Here is a 19608-nt window from a genome sequence, read left to right as displayed (position 1 = left end):
TACTAAAAAAACAGGGTGCGTCGGTTCACACAAAACCATATACTCATTATGAAAAATATATTCCTTACTCTCGCCACGGTTTTCGCTTTTGCCTGCGAAACCGAAATCACTCCGAAGCTCAATGCTCCGGCCGAAATCATTGTAGTGGATGCCTGGGTCAATCAAAAAATGGAACCTCAGAAAATAAGAATTACCAGGTCTCAGCCCTATTTTGACCAGTCCATTCCTAAGAAGATCCCGGATGCTCATGTGGTGATAGAAGATCTTAATTCGGGTGAAATCTATGAATTTCAGGAGGAAGCTGAGTCATACTTTTGGTACCCCACTGACCAACCGTTCGGAAAGGTAGGACATCAGTACAAGCTCACGGTGACCGTAGATGATCAGGAGTTTGAGGCCTTTTCACTGATGGGCAGGGTGCCGCCAATAGACTCCATTATTTTCCACTACAACCCCAAGGATATGATCGTGAAAAAGGAGTATTATACTGCGGAGTTTGTGGCTTCAGATCCTGCAGGAGCGGGGGATGCCTACTGGATCAAGGCATGGAAAAATGGGGCCTTTCTGGGCAATCCCGGTGAACTCAATATGGCTTATGATGCTGGCTTTTCGGCTGGTCAACCTGTAGATGGCCAGGAGTTTATCATTCCCATTCGCAAGGATTTTATGAACCCATACGATCCCCATCCTGAGAAAGCCAATGAGCTCCTGCCACCATACGAGGTGGGAGATTCTCTCTACGTGGAGATTCACTCGCTGGATCACCTGGCCTTTGATTTTCTCTATGGGCTCTATTTTCAGATAGCGAGACCCGGTGGCTTTGCTGAGTTGTTTTCAATGCCTCTGGCGAATACCTCCACCAATATCTATCCGGTGGGTGATGAAGATACTCCGGTTACCGGCTTCTTCAACACTTCAGCCGTCAGCAGCAGGGGCTTAAAGCTCTCAGAAGAACTGGCGAAAGCATCAATGAAAGCGCACTAAATCAATAAATAGTAAATCAAATTTTAAAACATACGTCTATGAAAAAGTTAATGAATCTTTCCATTCCAATTATCCTTTTGGTGATTCTCAGCTCCTGCGGAGCGAGCAATGCCTTCATTCTCAATCAAAATCAAAATGCGACTCAGGTGCATCTGGCCAGTGGTAATTACCGCGTAGTGGACAAGGTGCGAGGTAGTGCCGACGTGTCGTATGTGCTGGTTTTTGGAGGAATGAAAAAGAAACAACTCTTTGCCAATGCCTACGCAGACTTGATGAACAATGCAGACCTGACTACAGGGTCCCGTGCACTGGTGAACATGGTCTCAGAAGAACATATTGGGGGCGTGCCTCCATTCTTTTACAAACGCACGGTCACCGTGAGCGCCAACATCATTGAGTTTGACAAAACCAGCTCAGGAAGATAGAAAGCGCTAAGCCCGGAGGCGTACATCATTCGGGCGTGAAATTTTCAAATGATTGACTCACACTAAAACATATCACATCATGAGCACTATGAATCATAAAATACAGAAAAATCATGGAACACCCAGCTGCCTATACGGCCTTGGTTTCGTGGGGGCAGCAGTCTACTTCATCACACAGGCTACCAGCTTTTGGGCGGGGGTATTGGGCGTGTTAAAAGCCCTGGTTTGGCCGGCCTTTCTCGTTTTTGAGGGGTTTAAACACCTGGGACTATGAGTATGATTACCCAACCCACGTTGGTGCGTGATCATTCATCAAAGTTACTCAGTGGGTCGGCAAAAGTGTGGTTTTTATTCGCGGTTGCCGGCCAGCTCATATTTGTTTTTCATATTCTCCATTTCTATGGGGGAGCCACCATCAAGGGGGATTTAGCAGCCTGGAATGAGATTCTTTATCACGGGATTATTACGGGTGATACCATGGGCAACGTGGCCCTGGGTATTCACCTCCTGCTGGCGGCGATCATCACTTTGGGAGGCCCTATACAGTTGACACCATGGGTGCAAACGCATATGCGCAGATTTCATCGCTGGAATGGCCGGGCGTATGTGGTCACTGCCATTGTCATCAGTCTATCGGGGCTGTACATGATTTTTGGTAGAGGAGCCGTGGGTGGTCCGGTTATGGGAGCCGGAAATACCCTGAATGCCCTGATGATTATGGTTTGTGCTGTAATGACCATGTATTTTGCGATGATGGGCAAACTGGATGTACACAGACACTGGGCGCTCAGGCTTTATCTGGTGGTCAGTGGCGTGTGGTTCTTCAGGGTGGGGTTTGGCCTTTGGATACTTATCCATCAGGGTGCGCCAGGGCATACCGATACTTTTGATGGGCCATTTGATATTTTTCTGGCTTTTGGTCATACCCTCATTCCTGTGGCGCTGCTACAGTTATACTTTTGGGTGAAAGAAAAGGGCGGACCGCCCAGCCGGAAGACCATGACGCTTGGTCTGGTGGTGCTAACGGCCCTGATGGCCGGAGGCATTTTTATGGCGACTGTGATCTTTTGGCTTCCCAATAGCTAAAGAGCTTTTCAAAACTCTAAAGAGACAATATGAACGTCCTTATTCTCAAATCGAACATATGCTCCAGGAAGAAAGTAAGACGGGTGGCAAAGGCGTTGGATTCCCATCCGGTCATCGAAAGGTGGACGGTAGATAGAGAGGACTGTGACCATGTCCTCAGAATAGAATGTCACAGCGCCCTGTCTGATTCGGACATTGATGCGCTCATCAGGCCCTACGGCCTTTATTGTGAAGATTTACCAGAATAGAATAATCAAAGTAAAGTATGAAGCTTTATGTGATGATGAGGGAAGAAAAGCATATGTTTCAACGCGTGATCGTGATCACCATTTGACGAGACCTCTTATGTTTACTACTTCGATGAAACGTTGTTGTCTTTCGGTATTACTTTGTTTGTTGGCTGCCAGGGTTTTGGGAAATTCCATATCTGGCCAGGTACTGGATGCCGAGACGCACTTGCCGCTCCCATTTGCCAGCATATCGGTGATGGACAGTCAGCTGGGTACCATATCCAACTCAGAAGGGTATTTCGTTCTGAGTAGCGAATCTATTTTGGGTACAGACACGCTTCTATTTAGCTACATGGGGTATGAGACTTTCAAGAGAGCCGTTCAGGATTTCGAGAAGAGTCCCTTGGTTTACCTTCGACCGGTTGAGATCAACCTCGATGCAGTCACCGTTTACTCCAGGCAGTTGACCGGTCGGGAAATCATCGGGCAGGTCCGGGAGAATTATCCAAAGAATCATCCTGAGCGGTCAGAGATGCGGCGCATGTTTTATCACAAATTTGAGCGGACGCCCTTCCCCGAAGACAACCAGATTCATGTGAAGCACTCAGACTTTGTGGGGATGGATAAAGCGACTATCGAAGGGTTATTGAAAATGCTTCCTGATGAATTCACCGAGTATCAGGATGCCGTCCTCTCATTCTATAACGATGAAGACAAGCACAAGCTGGTACCTGTGGAGGCTATTTCTTTGGAGGAGGACGCCATGCAGGACCTTGAGGCCATCCTTGAGAAAAAGCTGGGTGCTTTTTTTGAGGACATTGAAAAGAGCAAAGGCAATCAGGAGATCTATTACAAGTTCCGTACTGGTGTTTTTGCCATGAAAGCCGATACCAACCCCGATGAGGACACAGGAGCTTTGGAACCTCACGCAGACTCCTTGCACTACCGCGTACCTACCACTCAGCTCGATGGTGAGGTGTCCTTCCTGCTCAAAGACTATGGTAGTCTCAAGAGTGATAATTGGGAGTTTATCACCAAACCAAACCGCTACGATTACAGGATGAAAGAGGTGACGGTTTTCAATGGGGAATTGGTCTATCAGGTAGCGTTTACTCCTCGGGAAAGAGGCTTGTTTGAAGGAACCTTGTACGTCTCTACGGAATCCTTTGCCATCCTCCAGTTGGATTTTGCTTATGCGCCAGGGAAGACGAGTGAAAACATTCATTTGTTGGGGTTTGGCCACTCGATGAATTCAAAGCAGGGACGAGTCATTTTCGAAAAAGGAAAGGAAGGGTATTTTGTGAAATACATCCATGCAAAGCAGCATGAGACGGCTTCTATAGCGCGTGATTTTACTATCATGAAAAAGCAAAAACGCTTTTTGATAGACAAAGAATTGAATGAAATCAAATTGGAGGCCTCTCTGACTTTTGAGATACATAGCGATTGGGAGCTGCTGATCCTGGATAGGAAACCCCTTGAAGCGAACGAATTTGAGATTGTGAAGCAACCTGCGGTGGTTCGTTTCAGAAAGGAATATTCCAACGCACCTGACTTGTGGGATAATCGTACCGTAATCGCACCAAGTGCCGAACTGACGAAGTATACGAGGAAGGAGTGAGGCTCATTGGGTCCACAGGTTACATGTTTTTCAGGGTTCGATATTTAGAAAACCCCAAGTGAACAGCCTTTTTTGAGCCAAAGAGGTAGTTATAAAATCACAGAAATTTTATAAATTCCTTACCAACTGGAATGGCTCATTTTGACCCAGTTCGGATTGAACGTTTTCTCTACAATCAAAATCAATTCAATGGCTTCATTCACTCTAAAAATTAATGGCAGTAGTCAATCTGTCGAAGTAGACCCTGATACCCCGGTGCTTTGGGTGCTGCGGGATCACCTGCGGCTGGTAGGCACCAAATACGGGTGCGGCATGGCCCAGTGCGGCGCGTGTACGGTATTAATGGACGGATATGCCGTAAGATCATGCTCTCTGCCTGTGAGTGCAGTTGGGGATAAGGCCGTGACCACCATAGAAGGGTTGTCAGAAAAAGGCGATCACCCCCTCCAACTAGCCTGGGAAGAAAAGGATGTGCCGCAGTGTGGCTACTGTCAGGCGGGTCAGATCATGAATGCGGCCGCCCTGCTGAGTCAAAATCCAAATCCTACAGATGAGGAAATCGGTGCAGCCATGAATGGCAACATCTGCCGATGTGGCACCTACACCCGAATCAAAGCGGCCATCAAAACGGCCGCACAAACGAACTGATCGCTAAAGACATTACCATGACACTGATTACAACACAATTCAATAGAAGATCCTTTCTGAAAGTATCAGCCGCCGCAGGTGGGGGCATGGTGCTGGGATTTAGCTGGTTATCCGGATGCATGCCCAAGAGTGAAACTGCCCTGGCCATTCCTGAGGAGTGGTTTGACATCAATGGCTTTATCAAAATTGGCGATACGGGATTGGTGACCATTTTCTCACCCAATCCTGAAATCGGTCAAAACGTAAAAACTTCCATGCCCATGATTGTGGCTGAAGAGCTGGATGTGGACTGGAAAAACGTGGTGGTGGAGCAGGCCAAACTCAACACCGATCTTTATCAGGGCCAGATCGCTGGAGGCAGCCAGTCCATCAGACGAGGCTGGGAACCCTTACGCATGGCAGGAGCCACCGCCAGGAGGATGTTGATGGAGGCTGCTGCCAATGAATGGAAAGTGGATGTGAACGAACTCACCGCAGAAAAAGGGGTGATCACCCACAAGAGCAGTGGCAAGTCCACGACCTATGGAGCTGTAGCCGGAGCCGCAGTTTCTATTCCCGTACCCGAAGAAGTGACCCTCAAAAATACGGCAGATTTCAAACTGGTGGGTAGCAGGGTACGCAATGTAGACGCTAAGAAAATCATAACAGGTCAGCCGCTTTTCGGCTTGGACTATCACCGTGAAGGCATGCTCATTGCCATGATTGTGCATCCGCCGGCTTTTGGTATGAAACTGAAATCTTTAGATGACAAGGCCGCCCGGGCCATGCCGGGGATCAGGGATGTGTTCACCATCAATACTGCCCCTCAGGAGCGGCAATGGTCGGATACCAATGCTTTTCCGGAGCTGATTGCCGTGGTGGGCACCAGCACCTGGGAGGTGATGAAAGCCAAGAAAGCGATTGTGGCTGAGTGGGAGCAGGAGACCCCGCTTGAAAACACCGAAGATCATCAAGATCAGCTCGCACGAGCACTGGAGAACACCACTGAAGCGGATGTCCGGCGCATCGACGGTCAGCCAGATCGGGCCTTTGCAAAGGCAGCTAAGGTGATCGAAAGAACTTTTACAGCCCCTTTCCTGGCACATAATACCATGGAGCCGATGAACTTCTTCGCGGATGTGACAGAAAACACCGCGGAGCTCGTAGGGCCCATACAGACCCCCGAATACATGGAAAAATCCATTTCCAGTTTGCTGGGGATGCCAGTAGAGAACATAGACGTGAAAATGACCCGCATGGGTGGTGGTTTTGGTCGCCGGCTCTATGGGCATTTTGGACTGGAGGCTGCCGTCATTTCCCAAAAAATCAAATCACCGGTGAAGCTGGTCTACACCCGGGAAGATGACATTTCACAGGGCACGTACCGTCCGGCCTACCGAATGACGTTCAAAGCCGGGCTAAATGCGAATAATGAGCTGATCGCCTACGAAGTAAAAGGAGTGGGCATTGACAGCAACCCCATTTTTGCCAATCGCTTCCCTGCCGGGACGGTGGAGAATTACCGGGCAGTGGGTACTGCAGTGTCTTCCAATATTTCCACCGGAGCATGGCGGGCACCCAACTCCAATTTCACAGCGGGCGCGGAGCAGGCCTTTCTGGATGAGGTGGCGGAGGCTGCCGGTCAGGACCCGATAGACTTCCGACTGAAGCTATTCGAACGGGCCATCAATGTACCTATTGGAGAAAAGAATGACTATGAACCTGCACGCTATGCAGGGGTGTTGAAGCTGGTCAAAGAAAAGGCCAACTGGGGAGCGGAGATGCCTGGCGTATCGAGAGGTGTGGCGGCCTATTTTTGTCACAACTCCTATGTGGCTCAGGTCATTGACCTGATCAAAGTAGAGGATCAGATCAAGATCAAAAAGGTATGGTGTGCGGTTGACTGTGGGATCGTGGTAAACCTGGAAGGAGCCCTCAATCAGATCGAAGGAGGAATCATCGACGGAATCGGCCATGCGATGTATAGCGAGTTGAGCTTCGTCAATGGGGCACCGGAGCAGAGCAATTTTCACAACTATCGCCTGATCCGACATACAGAAGCACCGCTGGAAATCGAGACCTTCTTTGTGCAGAATGACATTAGCCCCACAGGTCTGGGTGAGCCTTCATTACCTCCGGCCATCGGTGCACTGGCCAATGCCATGTATCGTGCGACCAGGCAGCGTTATTACCATCAGCCTTTCAGCACGGCAGCTCAACAGGAACGAACTGTAGAAATGATTTGATATGAAAGAGGTTAAACACATCATCGAGGCCTACGAAAAGATTGATTTTTCTGCTCGGAAAGTGGTTTTGGCCACCGTAGTGCGGGTGGCAGGATCTTCCTATCGCAATCCGGGTGCGAGAATGCTCATCATGGACAATGGCCAATGGGTGGGAAGTATCAGTGGTGGCTGCCTGGAAGGTGACGCCATGCGCAAGGCCCGGCAGGTGATGCGGAGCCAGCAGCCTATGCTGGTGACTTATGATACCATGGATGATGACCACAATGAATTGCGAATAGGGCTGGGCTGCAATGGCGTGGTGGATGTGCTGCTGGAGCCAGTAGCAGCCCCGGGTGAGTCGCATTCGCTGGATCACCTTCGGGGGTTACTGACCCTCAGCAGCCTGGGTGTAGCTGCGCTGGTTTATCATTCTGATGATCATCATATTATCCCCGGTGAAAGACTGTTGCTCTTGAATGACGAGGGCCTGAACGCTGACTATTGCTCAGCCGCTCTCACAGACATCATAGGAGAGGATCTGCCAACGATTCTTACCTCCAGAAAATCAGCCACCAGGTCTTATCCGGTGGACGGAGGCACGCTGGAGGTGCTCTTCGAGGTGGTAGAGCCATCCATCGAGGTGCTTATATTTGGTGCTGGTGCAGATGCCCAGCCAGTGGTCAATTTAGCCAAGAGTCTCGGCTGGAGGGTGACCATCAGTGACGAATGCATTGCCCACCTGGCACCGGTACATTTTCCCATGGCCGACCAGCTGGTTTCCTGTCAGCGTGGCTTTGTGAATCGGGAGATTACGGTGAGTCCATACACGGCCATTGTGCTGATGTCGCACAACTATGACTATGACCTGGAAGTACTCAAGCAGATCGTCAAGTCTGAAGCGCCTTACATTGGGATACTGGGCCCAAAAAAGCGTGCGGATAAACTCTTTGCAGCCCTGGAGGCTGCCAACATCAACCTCACTGAGCAAGACCTCCAAAGAATTCACAGCCCGATAGGACTCGACATTGGTGCCGAAACGGCCGATGAAATTGCCCTCTCTATATTATCTGAGGTCCTGGCCAAGTTTGCCGGACGGTCTGGTGGATTTCTTAAGTATCATAAAGGACCGATCCACAAACGACAGGGCGTAGACGATCAGGTCTTCAAGCAGGTGTATCTCCACTCAGAGGATGACCAACAGCAAATTGGATAAGCCGATCGTTGGTGGGTTATTGCTGGCCGCAGGGGCTTCCTCCCGCTTAGGACAGTCAAAGCAGCTGGTGGAGTTTGACCACCAGCCCCTGCTCAGACGTACCCTGAAAACCCTTCTCCATTCGCATCTGAACCATACCATGACGGTCTTGGGCGCACGGGCTCATGAGCACTTGGCGGTCATCGAGCACATGGCTACCGATACTTGCATCAATGAAGACTGGGAAAAGGGGATGGGCTACTCCCTGAAGTTTGGAATGCTCCGGCTCCTGGAAGCGCAGCCTGCGCTGGATGGGGTATTGATAGCGGTCTGTGATCAGCCATTTTTGACCACAGCCCATATCGACGGACTGTTGGATCAGTTTGCACACAGCAGGCATTCCATCGTGGCCTCTGAATACAAGGGCATACAGGGTGTACCGGCCATTTTTCCTCAGGCACACTTTGGGGAGCTGATGTCCATCGGCGATGAGGCCGGGGCCAGAAAGGTCATGGCGGCACATGCCGACCAGGTGATCCTACAGCACCTGGAAAAAGGAGAAGTAGACCTGGATACCCCGGAGGATCTCAAGCACCTTCGCCAGAAGGATTAAAGCCAAACCCAGCCTCTTCCTGGCTTGCGAAGGGTAAGCGAAGCAGACAACCCGACGCTGAACCCTCTGGGAAGGGTATGTACACCAACGATCGAGCGGGTATGAATGCCCTTATCACCCAGCACATTGACGAACAGGTCCGAGGCGCCATTGACGATGAGGGGCGCTTCATCCCAGCTTTCGGTACTTTGATAGTAGGCATCGATGTGATTGAGCCCTTCTATTTGATTCACAGTGGTGTATTGATTGATTTGCGCCAGCACATTGAGTGCACACAGCTGCATGGCCTGATACCCGTCTTCGGTGTCCAGGTCCTGTCCCAATCTGCCCTGATACAGGTACTCACCGCTCCGTATCGGAAACTGAATGGCCACATAGGCAATGCTGCCTCTGATGTGAAATGAGGTATAATTTCCCCCCGGAACGGAGGAGCTCGGTAACTCCAGCCCCAGTTGTTCCAGCTTGTTTTTAATCATGGTTGGTTTATTTTTTAATGTTGATCGAATACCAAACTCTGACCATCTTCGGGGATAAATAGTTGCCCCGAGCCGACATTTTTTTTCAATGCCGCCCTGAGCTCTGCTCTGGTGACCGTTTCGTGATCCAGCGCCCCCACATGGGTGACGACCACCTGGCTTTCGGGTGCATGGTGGCAGAGATCGGAAACCTGAGCAGCATCCATGATGAGCACCTCACTATCCCCGGTGAATGCCGGTCCGAACACATTGTGCGCCTGGAAGAACTTATTGGCACCCGCATGACAGACAATGACCTCTGGCTGGTACCAATCAATATTTTCCTTCACACCTTCATACCAGATGGTATCCCCGCACCAGTAGATGGTTTTTTCATTTTTGTGGCTCAACACAAACCCCGAAACCTCACCCATCAGGGGGAGAATGCTGCCGGTACCATGCTGGCCCTGGGTTTTTGAAAGCCTGATTCCCCCTATGTCCACCTGATCCTCTATCGGATGCACGGCCTGAAAATCTGCTGCCCGGATGGTCTCTGAGTCTTCCGGTTGGCAGTAGATGGGCAGGTCTTTGGGAATGATCGCCTGAGCCGCTTCATCAAAGTGATCGGGATGCAGGTGGGAGATGAGGACATAGTCCACCCCCTTCAGGATCTCCTCAGTACTCATGGGCAGTGGTACGGTGGGGTTTTTGGCCTTTCCTGCAAAAGAGGGCTGTGTGCCTGCTTCGGCAAAATAAGGATCGATGAGAAAAGTGCTGCCCGCGTAATTGATTTTCAGGGTAGCATTTCGGATAAGTTGTAGTTCCATAGACTTTTTTTTGAAATCAAAGCTAGGAGCAGCGGCAGGCAGCGAGCCTATTCAAAATTGCTAATTTGCCTCAGCGGTGCGCAAGAGCGGGTAGAGGGAATTGGGCTCCTGCAGGCCCACCTTGTAGGCAATATGCTCCAGGGTCATCTGGCCGGTTTTCAGGTATTCCTGAGCCTTGAGTATCCTGATATGGCGAATGAGCTGATGCGGGGTGAGTCCATACGCCTGCTTGAATACCCGAATGAAATGAAACTTGGACATGAAGACTTCCGCGCAGATGCGGTCCAGCGTGAGGTCGGGATCGTTATACGCACTAAAGATCAGGTCCCGTCCCATGGCCACTCTTTTCGCCAGCTCTTTTTGGGTGGCCCTTTTCTGTGAAGGGATGCGTTTGGTCACCTGTTGGTTTTGTGCGGAAAGTCTTTGAAGCAGCGTGCCGATGCCTGTGAGAAAATCTTCGGAATTCAGAGAATGGTATTGATCCAATAGCCCCTTCATGGCAGGATCCATATAATACAGATGGTGTGGCCACTCCGCAGGCGCTTCACTTTCGGCAGGATGGTTCAGTAGTCGGTCGGGGCTGGTGCCCATGGCATGCATGAGCTGACGGTAGGTGCTGAGGCTCAGGTGAAGGTTTTGCACTTCTACGGCTTCATTCGCTTCGATGCGGTATTCGAACGCCTCATAGGGATTGATGAGGCAGAGCGTCTGCTGGCAGATGCGCAGATGCTTCCCGCCAACCCTGAAGGTGGCTTCTCCCGGTGATTTCAGTGCGAACAGGGCAAATGAGCTTTCAGGGACTGATTTTTCGTAGGTGCGGTAGCGCGATTGCACCAGCACATCGGGCCATGTCAGGTGCTGGCCATCTGGCGAGGGCTGGTTTCGCAACCTGGAGATGGTCGACTGGTCCGGAAATTGGCTGGCGAACATCATGGGGTCATGGGGTTACCACTTCGTGATCCTTCCATTGCTCCAGTACCTCTGCAGTGGTGGCGATGTGGGCAAACTCCCCGTTCAAACTGGCGATGGCCGTGTCGTGTATCAGCTGGGCACTAAAGAGCTGTCCGTCTTTCCCGTGCTTGCAAAAAGTAGCCGTGGCATCGTCTACCAGCGTGGTGTCAAACCCCAGGTTTCCGGCCATTCGGGTGGTGGTGGATACACAGTGGTCTGTGGTGAGTCCCGCAATGACCAGTTTCGTGATGTGGGCACTTTCCAGTCGTTGCTGGAGGTCGGTGCCAATGAAGGCGCTGTTGACATTCTTTTCGATCACCGGCTCTCCCTCCAGAGGGGCCACCAGGGGATGGATGGCATTGCCCGGATGCGAAGGATGCAGGGGTGATCCGGGTGTGGTGGAGCAGTGTTTAATGTGAAAAACAGGGAGCCGGCGGGCTCTCCATAGCTGCAGGAGCTCGGAAGCGCGCTGCTCAGCTTCGGGGTTGTTTCGTTCTCCGCCCCAGTAGGCCAGGTCGTCAAAGGCCGACTGTATGTCGATGAGGAGCAGGGCCGGTCCGGGTGTGTTGGTGGGTGTGTTCATTTGAAAGCAGTTGGTCAATGCCGATGAAACGGGCAACAAAAAGGCTGGGTTTCAGAAATGGGTGAATGAAAATGGATGTAACTCCTTATTTACTCTCTGCCAGCTACGGAACTGAGGATTATCAAATCATTGCACTCCTTTGAATAATCTAATACTAAATTGATATATTCGCTTATATTTCAATAAAGGATAGACCCCAATTATTAGGGTTTATACCGAATCAAAATATAATGGCAAGAGGTAGCTACATTTATGAAAACATGTCTATCCGATCCAAATAGAGTTATCTCGGAACCCCATCCACAAAAATATCCTTCACCGCTTCTGTTGGAAACTGGTAGCCAAGCTCTTTCTCATCCTCAATTTTATACCCTGTCACATCATAAAAATCTTCTTGCGACTCCATGATTGGCCGCAGAGCCTTCATTGCCGTGACTTTTCCTTCAGGCAAGAACCTGTAGCCACTTTGCTTAGTGCCATCCTGATACCAAATAGTGATTTTATAAGCCTTGGTAAAGCTTGGATTTTCCATAAGTCAATCACCCTTCTTATGCTTGTGTGGCTTCAGTGTAGGAGTGTTACCCGGAGTATCCTTATTGTCTCTTTGACGCTTATCAGGTTCTCCAGTTGATTTGGCAGTTCTTTTTGGACCGGGTTTAATTGCTTGAATAGTCATCATTTATATAAGGTTTAATACTTAATAAAAATAGACAATATAAAGATCAAAAACACTCGATTTAGTCGAACTTCAGAAAATAAACCTATTTAACGGTCAATGAGCCTTATTTTCAATGCCATTCCCTTTTCTCTGATATAACTATTCCAAGATAAAAAAGCACTCAACCGTTTAGTTAGATAATATTTCGATCAACGCCTCTTATTCATCCATAAAACCTATTGCAGCTCACAACGGAAAAACCTAATTTGAGACTACTATGTAAACACAAAACTTCACCGCCTTATGAAGAACATCATCTACACTTTATTCTTTTTCGGTGCTTTGGCATCAGCTGCTCAAAACTCAGCATACGTCAGTGCTAATTCCCTCAACCTACGAGAACAAGCCAATACTAGCTCCAAAGTAGTATACAAACTGGCTCAATATGATAATCTGGCAGTTTTGGACACTATAACCACTAACTGGCTCAAAGTCTCCTATGGTCAGCAGACGGGATATGTGTATCAGCAATATGTAAAAAAAGGGAAGGCAAAAGTATACACCACTACTGGAGGACGGATCGGAGCAGTTTGTAAGGATGGTACAAGAAGCTCTGCTACAGGTCGTGGTGCATGCTCTCACCATGGAGGAGTATCCAGATGGATATACTCAGAAATTAAGAAAGTGGAAATAATTGATGAATAGTGAGCCTAACTATATTAATGGCATCTTAAGTGACTAAAATCACTATTATGAGGTACTCAAAACCTGTTCATTTTTTTCATCGCTTCTATTGCATCGTTACAAGAAGTATTTTTAATTAGTCGAGCTTTTTCTGGAACGTGGCCTACACCTGTATGCGGTGAAAGGGCAGAAGATGTGACCAGCAGGAACATTGAGCATGTGAGTATCTCCGGAAGAGACGGAAAGCTGATCTTAATGACTCACCACCATCTTCTGAAAAAAGATGGCCGTCTTTTTTGGGTTCGTTGATGGGAGTGGGTTCTGGAGGAAGGGTGGGGTGTTTTATAGGGCTTGTTGAATCCGTATTGTTTTTAGGAAAACAATGTTCTTAACGTTATCTTGAAATATAATTATCCTAGAAAAGCATCACCTAATATTTAGTGAATGAAATTAAATATAGAAGAGATCAAAAAGAGAGATCCTCTAACCAAAAACGAACGCTTACGCTCCAATTTTGTCCAACGATTAGTACAAAATAGCAAAGAAGTAAACCAACTTTCTGCATCAGATTTAGCCCCTCCCCCAAAACAGATTGTTCAGTTCTGGGACGATTTGGAACATTTACCTAAGGATGTTGAAGAGTGTATGGAATCATGGAGGAAACTTGAACAGTCTGGATTCGACCTTCAAGTTTTCAATGAAGAATCTGCTAAAGAATTTATTAAGACGCACCTGGGTTCGAGGTTTGAGAAGGCTTTTGTTAAATGCTATCACCCTTCTATGAAATCAGACTACTTTCGTTATAGCTACATTTTTGTAAAAGGCGGTTTTTACATTGACGCTGATGATGTTTATCATGGAAATGAAATTGATCATCTCTTTAAAGATGGAAGGTTGAAACTTCAGCCATTTTGTTATGATATAGAAACATCTAAAATGGTTCCTGCATCAGTTTTTACCAATTTGGGTGCAAACAAATGGAGTTGGATTTTCTACTTTAACACTACACCTCTGATCGCAGCTAAGAATCACCCGATTGTAGAGAGAACATTGCTAAACGCTACATTGGCAATTGAAGCAAAAGATGAGTTGCCCGAGGTTCAGGCTACCACTGGACCCGGAATTCTTACTACATCAATATTTGAAATGCTCGCTAATGAAAGCTATCCTGAAAAATTATTTCTCTCTTTAAATGATTGGGAAGAAATATCTACAAGTAAATGGCAACTCAGTTATCGCAATGATAGTAGGAACTGGAGACTTTCGAATCAACAAACCTACCAAGCCACGCAGCATAACGAGTCGTAATGAATTTATCACAGCCACATTCATTAATAATTAGTTGGTCTTTTAGGTTTTGGCTATTGCTTCGTTTCTTTTGGCCTAGACAGAAATGTCAAGCATTTGGGACTCAAGACATGACTGGAATTCCAAGAATCGATAAAATATCTGTCATTAATCTAAATCGCGAAACTGAGAGATGGTCAAAGATGAAGAAAGAGCTAAGACGGGTATTAGACTCATCAGGGGCAGAAATGCTGAATCTTACTGAACGTCATATCGCATTTGACGCTAAGGAACTCATTCATGAGCCCAGTAAAGACAAAGAAATTGATCCTTTTTATACGCTTGGTGATCAGCTTTTTGTGGAGCCTCAGCCTTTGACTTTGCCATCAAATATCGAACTGGATAATCCAATTCGAATGAGTCGAGCTGAGTATGCAGTTGCCCGCTCTCATATTGATGTCTGGAGAAATTTTGCTGCTAGTGATAAAGGGTTTATTCTAATACTTGAAGATGATGTTTGGTTCCATTCATCTTTTTCAAATGATTTTGATAATGTGTGGGAAGAAATTGTATCGGACAAAGAATTAAAGAGCAAATTTGATCTCCTTTATTTATCATATCAAGAAGTAAAACATGGAGCTCCTAAAACAATTCTATCAAGGAATTTATTTAGACCTGTACGTGGGCTTTGGAATTTATCTGGATATGTCCTATCCCAAAAGGGAGTGCAGAAACTTCTGCAATTACTTCCATGTCAAGGCCCTATAGATTTATGGATAAATCATCAATTTGAAAAACTGGACGTTCTTGCATCTAAGCTTCCATTAATTAGTCAACGGCGAGATACTAAATCTACGAACTCATACTCCATACTTCCTAGCCTTACTAGAATAGGAGCAATTAATAGTGAGGGTGCGTCTTTATTCCAAATCCGACCAAACGAGTATCCAGTCTTTGCCTTTGGTCCTGAAGGAACGGGACATTCATCACTAGCCATGGCTTTATCTATGTTAGGATACAGGTGTTGCAGTGACTTAAAAGATTTACCAGTTTATGAAATGAACCGACTTCTAGGAGGACGAGGGGATAAGGTGTTCAATGCTTATGTTAACATAGGGTCTTTGGACTCAAAAATCAGTAAACTTCGAATGTTGTACCCTATGGCGAAGTATATTCTAACTTCTGAATGTGACATTAAGGCTGATCTCAAGGGTGCTGACTTAATAACTTTGCGCTCAGAAGACTTAAATAAGTGGAAAGCTATTTGTGAACATCTAAGGTGTGCACCACCTGCGTGTTCCTATCCTCAAATAAGAGATATTGGCCAAAGGCCAATTCTTGATGAAATCATTGAGTCAAATCAACAACTCAAAAGCCCAAAGCATGATAATTCTCCTTGGATTGTTGATTCTCGCAATAATTGGAAAGGTATTAAAGCCGACAGCTCAATCGCAAGTCATAGGAATGGGGAGGTACTCCATGAAATTAATGATAACTTAGAATTTCTTAACTCGAATTTTTGGGCTCTGAGAAATGACACTTTCACAGATAACTTAGCATTGTTTCGTCAGTCAAATGTCAAATTCAAGGCAGGAATTGGGGCTGTTATTTCTATAAAAAGAGAATCCACGGGAGTTCGAGATTACACTGCAGGATCCATAAGTAGTCAAATTCAATATTTATATGGAAGTTTTGAAGCGACTCTTCAAGCATCGAATGTTCCTGGAGTTGTAACCGGTATATTCCTTCACAGGAACTCACCTCGACAAGAAATAGATATTGAGATAACAGGAAATCGTCCGAATTGTCTCTTGGTTAATGTTTTTTATAATCCAGGCGGGGATGGCGCAAATTATGATTATGGGTATCGAGGTACTCCAACCTATGTTGACCTAGGCTTTGACGCATCTCAAAAGAGTCACTGTTTTAAGATCGAATGGAGCCCATTTAAGGTTAGGTGGTTGGTAGATGGTAAGGTAGTACATGAACGATTTATTTGGAATCCGACACCTATCCCAGATCTCCCCATGACGTTTCATTTCAATAGTTGGGTTACTCGTTCCTCACAACTTGCAGGAAAAATTAAAAATGGATTACTCCCTAGTGAAACAATACTTAGAAATCTCTCAGTAAAGGCTTGCCCAATTATTTCTACTTCAAGTGAATCCAGAGATCAATCATTGAAGTCTAAACCTAATATCTTGAATTCAAGACAGTTAATAAAATGAAAATTTTATCATTCAATCCTGGACACGATGGTTCCTTAGCTTATCTTGAAGACGGACATTTGATTGCATCTATTGAGAGTGAAAAGAACTCTCGTTATCGCTATTCACCAGTATCAATTCCTGACGCTTTCAGCATACTTGGTGAGCTAAAAGACATCCCAGACATCCTTTGTAGAGGTGGATGGTGGCCTGCAGAAACTGAGATGCATGAACAAAGTTTTCATGCAGGTTATCACGGAATCAGCAGTGCCGATATCATACTAGGTAAGCAACGCTTTTTCAGGAAAACAATTAACTACTTCTCATCTTCCCATGAACGTTCCCATCTCCTCTGTGCCTTTGGTATGTCAAATCTACCAAAGGGAACTCCTTGTTATGCATTACTTTGGGAGGGAGTAATTGGCTCATTCTACCATATTGATGCTAAGCTGAATATAATTAAGCTTGCAGATGTAATGCCGGAACCAGGTCATAGGTATGCCTTACTCTATGGAATTGCTGATCCAAGTTTTGATAAAAAGGCAGCAGAATTCTCTCGCTTTTCAGACGCTGGAAAATTAATGGCCTTGGCCTCATTTTCGAAAAGAAAAACACCTACAGATGAAGAGAATAAGATCATCGATTTTCTATTACAAGATTGTCATCACCTCAAACCGAAAGATTGTGAGACTTTGAGAGATTACAGTTATTATAACGTAGGGGTTGATGACACAGAGTTTAGAAACTTTGCTGGTATAGTTAGTGATAGAATTTTTGGTCGTTTTTATAACTACGCCAAAACGAAAATGCAAAGAGATATGCCACTACTGATTGTGGGAGGATGTGGACTAAATTGTGATTGGAACACCAAATGGAGAGAGTCTAATCTATTTTCTGAAGTATTTGTGCCACCAGTTGCCAATGATTCGGGCTCTGCAATCGGCACTGCTATTGACGCTCAATTTCATTTTACAGGCGATCCTAAGATAAATTGGAGTGTCTATTCCGGTCTTGAATTCGAAACTTATAACTCATATGACAAGTCCCTATTTGATGAGTATGAAACAACCTTTCCAATGATTTCAGAAATGCTAGCCAGCAAACTTATCATTGGATGGGTTAATGGAAAATATGAAATTGGTCCTAGGGCATTAGGGAATCGTTCTATTCTAGCTTCACCTTTTGACGAGAGTACAAGAGTTCGACTAAATGAGATTAAGCAGCGAGAACAATATCGACCAATTGCACCAGTTTGCTTAGAAGAGGAAGCAGTAAAATGGTTTAACTGTAATCATGCAAGTCCATACATGCTGTATACTAAGATAGTTTCAACTGATAAGTTGAAAGCTGTTACTCATGTGAATGGAACAGCACGAATTCAAACGGTCACAATTGACAGCAATTTTCAATTGTATCAACTATTAGTCGAGTTCAAAAAGCAAACGGGTTATGGGATTTTATGCAATACATCATTAAATTTTAATGGCAGGGGATTCATAAACAATATTGTTGACCTTTCTAAATACACCTTAGAGCATAAGCTTGATGGGTTTGTGATTAATGGAAGATGCTATATGCTTAAGAAATCGAAGTATTATAATGCGTATTTAAGTAAGCCAAACTCAATTACATTAAGAGCTGCCAATAGGTAATAGACAGTTGATTGGTAATCAATCGTGCAGGAGGAGAGCGAGAAGTAAACATGTCCGGTGGACACCTGACTGACCCCAAATCTCCCATTTGAACCTGTCACGATGATCTCCGTCGAACCATTAGACAGGGGAAGATTCCGGTCTTCTTCGTGCCTCAAAAACCGGAATGACGTTCCTTTCCAGCTTCGTCCTTCCGGTTTTGGACAAGGGCAGCGATGGCCAAATACCGGAATCTTTGCATCTTAGAGTGGTCTTCCACCAAGCACCCATTCTCAGGACAGTCACTAATGCAGCTGCAGGTCTGCAAAAAGCGCTTCCAGCTCCCATCGGGTCTTATTGAGTTTCGTGGCCAGTTTTGAGTAAATACTAGTAAAGAATGGTAAAGTTTGCTTGGAATTACTCCTTCAATTGTATTTCCCCACATACATAATTAAGCAATACACATGGGTCAGAATCAATGGCAAGTGCTATCAAATACAATTCATCTGCTCTCAACTTAGCACTTGACGTATTAGATAAATCGCTCAGTCTTGTGGTATTTATTCCTGTCTTCCGTGACACTTCTGCTCTATTGATTGATCTCTTTGCTAAGAATTCGCCGAGTCTTGTCATAAATACTGTATTAGGACTAATTATTCCGTAAATATGAACAATCATTTAAAAAAATGGAATACCGCTATGTATTTATTCCTATATTAGGTATTATTGTTCCTAATAAAGGAATATCGCTATGAATGTAGATACTTGTTGCTCCGAAAAAGAAAAGGATTTTAAGTCAGCTCTACTATTTGTGTTAAACAAAATTGAAATAAATCCTAGTGATAAAGACTTAATCCGTCAAATAGAAATCATTTATAAGCACCTAGGAAAAGACTCTAAATCGAACGATAGGAACCAGTAGCTTTATTATGCATTGGAAAGTGCCGACATATCGCCCACTCACACAGCTCAGCCCAGGGCTCAGCTGCTACATCCCTCGGATAGGAGGAGGCCACACCGCACAGCGGGCACATGGGCCATTGATCAGAATCCCGGTAGCGCCGCATTCATCGGTCTCCCGGCTTAAGGGGCAGTCCGGTGGTTCGGGAGCGAGGGGAGGAGCTCACCCACACCCGGTGGCCCTCCACCAACATGCCGTAAGCCGGCCCACCGAATACCGTCCCCTGATCACCTGCTACGATATCCTATTTCCCTTAAAACCCAAAAAACCTGTTTGATTTAGGCGCTGAGGGCTGAACGCTGAGGGCTGAACGCTGAACGCTAAACGCTAAGCGCCTAACGCCAAAAGCCAAGAGCCAAAC

At 46.3% G+C, this 19608-nt stretch carries 22 protein-coding genes; 15 read left to right on the top strand and 7 right to left on the bottom strand.

Features of this window, described 5'->3' with window-relative positions:
- The first annotated feature begins 48 nt into the window (after positions 1-48).
- The 10 genes from ACHKAR_RS08710 to ACHKAR_RS08665 all read left to right on the top strand — a co-directional run bounded on the left by ACHKAR_RS08710 (position 49) and on the right by ACHKAR_RS08665 (position 9003).
- The gene (locus ACHKAR_RS08710) at positions 49-984 is read left to right on the top strand and encodes a DUF4249 domain-containing protein (RefSeq protein WP_395417074.1); all 936 of its coding nucleotides are present in this window, start codon (positions 49-51) and stop codon (positions 982-984) included.
- Positions 985-1022: 38 nt separating this feature from the next.
- Positions 1023-1409: a DUF6567 family protein gene (locus tag ACHKAR_RS08705; protein WP_395417073.1), complete on the top strand. Its 387-nt coding sequence runs from the start codon at positions 1023-1025 to the stop codon at positions 1407-1409.
- A 79-nt stretch (positions 1410-1488) separates the two neighbouring features.
- Positions 1489-1683, top strand: coding sequence for a hypothetical protein (locus ACHKAR_RS08700; RefSeq protein ID WP_395417072.1), 195 nt, complete (start codon positions 1489-1491; stop codon positions 1681-1683).
- Entirely contained in the window at positions 1680-2495 is an 816-nt protein-coding gene (locus ACHKAR_RS08695) for a DUF2306 domain-containing protein (protein WP_395417071.1), read from the top strand. The genes ACHKAR_RS08700 and ACHKAR_RS08695 overlap by 4 nt, the downstream gene beginning before the upstream one ends.
- A 29-nt stretch (positions 2496-2524) precedes the next feature.
- Complete coding sequence (locus ACHKAR_RS08690) at positions 2525-2743, top strand: hypothetical protein (RefSeq protein ID WP_159579582.1); 219 nt, start codon at positions 2525-2527, stop codon at positions 2741-2743.
- 163 nt (positions 2744-2906) lie between these two features.
- On the top strand, positions 2907-4346 hold the full coding sequence (locus ACHKAR_RS08685) for a carboxypeptidase-like regulatory domain-containing protein (protein WP_395417070.1): 1440 nt from the start codon (positions 2907-2909) through the stop codon (positions 4344-4346).
- A 189-nt stretch (positions 4347-4535) separates the two neighbouring features.
- Positions 4536-4994, top strand: a complete 459-nt coding sequence (locus ACHKAR_RS08680; protein ID WP_159579586.1) for a (2Fe-2S)-binding protein — start codon at positions 4536-4538, stop codon at positions 4992-4994.
- A gap of 17 nt (positions 4995-5011) precedes the next feature.
- Entirely contained in the window at positions 5012-7219 is a 2208-nt protein-coding gene (locus tag ACHKAR_RS08675) for a xanthine dehydrogenase family protein molybdopterin-binding subunit (protein ID WP_395417069.1), read from the top strand.
- Between the two features lies 1 nt (position 7220).
- Positions 7221-8411, top strand: a complete 1191-nt coding sequence (locus tag ACHKAR_RS08670; protein ID WP_395417068.1) for an XdhC family protein — start codon at positions 7221-7223, stop codon at positions 8409-8411.
- A complete protein-coding gene (locus ACHKAR_RS08665) occupies positions 8389-9003 on the top strand; it encodes a nucleotidyltransferase family protein (RefSeq protein ID WP_395417067.1) in 615 nt (204 codons plus the stop codon). Before ACHKAR_RS08670 ends, ACHKAR_RS08665 begins: the two co-directional genes overlap by 23 nt.
- On the opposite strand, the gene ACHKAR_RS08660 is transcribed toward ACHKAR_RS08665, so the two are convergent.
- The 6 genes from ACHKAR_RS08660 to ACHKAR_RS08635 form a co-directional block, all read right to left on the bottom strand.
- Positions 9000-9479, bottom strand: a complete 480-nt coding sequence (locus ACHKAR_RS08660; RefSeq protein WP_395417066.1) for a RidA family protein — start codon at positions 9477-9479, stop codon at positions 9000-9002. The two genes, ACHKAR_RS08665 and ACHKAR_RS08660, sit on opposite strands and share 4 nt — an antisense overlap.
- 14 nt (positions 9480-9493) lie before the next feature.
- Complete coding sequence (locus ACHKAR_RS08655) at positions 9494-10285, bottom strand: MBL fold metallo-hydrolase (protein ID WP_395417065.1); 792 nt, start codon at positions 10283-10285, stop codon at positions 9494-9496.
- A 60-nt stretch (positions 10286-10345) separates the two neighbouring features.
- Positions 10346-11218 carry a helix-turn-helix transcriptional regulator gene (locus ACHKAR_RS08650; protein WP_395417064.1) on the bottom strand — a complete coding sequence of 291 codons (873 nt, stop codon included), beginning with the start codon at positions 11216-11218 and terminating at the stop codon, positions 10346-10348.
- Between the two features lie 4 nt (positions 11219-11222).
- The gene (locus ACHKAR_RS08645; RefSeq protein ID WP_395417063.1) at positions 11223-11819 is read right to left on the bottom strand and encodes a cysteine hydrolase family protein; all 597 of its coding nucleotides are present in this window, start codon (positions 11817-11819) and stop codon (positions 11223-11225) included.
- Positions 11820-12102: 283 nt separating this feature from the next.
- On the bottom strand, positions 12103-12351 hold the full coding sequence (locus ACHKAR_RS08640; RefSeq protein ID WP_395417062.1) for a hypothetical protein: 249 nt from the start codon (positions 12349-12351) through the stop codon (positions 12103-12105).
- Positions 12352-12354: 3 nt separating this feature from the next.
- Entirely contained in the window at positions 12355-12498 is a 144-nt protein-coding gene (locus ACHKAR_RS08635) for a hypothetical protein (RefSeq protein WP_395417061.1), read from the bottom strand.
- A 282-nt stretch (positions 12499-12780) separates the two neighbouring features.
- Here ACHKAR_RS08635 and ACHKAR_RS08630 point away from each other — a divergent pair, with 282 nt between their 5' ends.
- The 4 genes from ACHKAR_RS08630 to ACHKAR_RS08615 all read left to right on the top strand — a co-directional run bounded on the left by ACHKAR_RS08630 (position 12781) and on the right by ACHKAR_RS08615 (position 18307).
- Positions 12781-13182 carry an SH3 domain-containing protein gene (locus ACHKAR_RS08630; protein WP_395417060.1) on the top strand — a complete coding sequence of 134 codons (402 nt, stop codon included), beginning with the start codon at positions 12781-12783 and terminating at the stop codon, positions 13180-13182.
- A gap of 423 nt (positions 13183-13605) precedes the next feature.
- Positions 13606-14469, top strand: a complete 864-nt coding sequence (locus ACHKAR_RS08625) for a glycosyltransferase family 32 protein (protein WP_395417059.1) — start codon at positions 13606-13608, stop codon at positions 14467-14469.
- The gene (locus tag ACHKAR_RS08620) at positions 14469-16676 is read left to right on the top strand and encodes a family 16 glycosylhydrolase (protein ID WP_395417058.1); all 2208 of its coding nucleotides are present in this window, start codon (positions 14469-14471) and stop codon (positions 16674-16676) included. Before ACHKAR_RS08625 ends, ACHKAR_RS08620 begins: the two co-directional genes overlap by 1 nt.
- On the top strand, positions 16673-18307 hold the full coding sequence (locus tag ACHKAR_RS08615; RefSeq protein WP_395417057.1) for a carbamoyltransferase C-terminal domain-containing protein: 1635 nt from the start codon (positions 16673-16675) through the stop codon (positions 18305-18307). The genes ACHKAR_RS08620 and ACHKAR_RS08615 overlap by 4 nt, the downstream gene beginning before the upstream one ends.
- A gap of 396 nt (positions 18308-18703) precedes the next feature.
- On the opposite strand, the gene ACHKAR_RS08610 is transcribed toward ACHKAR_RS08615, so the two are convergent.
- Positions 18704-18919, bottom strand: coding sequence for a helix-turn-helix domain-containing protein (locus tag ACHKAR_RS08610; protein WP_395417056.1), 216 nt, complete (start codon positions 18917-18919; stop codon positions 18704-18706).
- Between the two features lie 296 nt (positions 18920-19215).
- Here ACHKAR_RS08610 and ACHKAR_RS08605 point away from each other — a divergent pair, with 296 nt between their 5' ends.
- On the top strand, positions 19216-19524 hold the full coding sequence (locus ACHKAR_RS08605) for a hypothetical protein (protein WP_395417055.1): 309 nt from the start codon (positions 19216-19218) through the stop codon (positions 19522-19524).
- Positions 19525-19608: the final 84 nt, after the last annotated feature.

Origin of the sequence: Marinoscillum luteum (assembly GCF_044005705.1) — a bacterium.
Taxonomy (GTDB): Bacteria; Bacteroidota; Bacteroidia; order Cytophagales; family Cyclobacteriaceae; genus Marinoscillum; species Marinoscillum luteum.
This window is presented reverse-complemented; position numbering and strand designations above follow the sequence as displayed.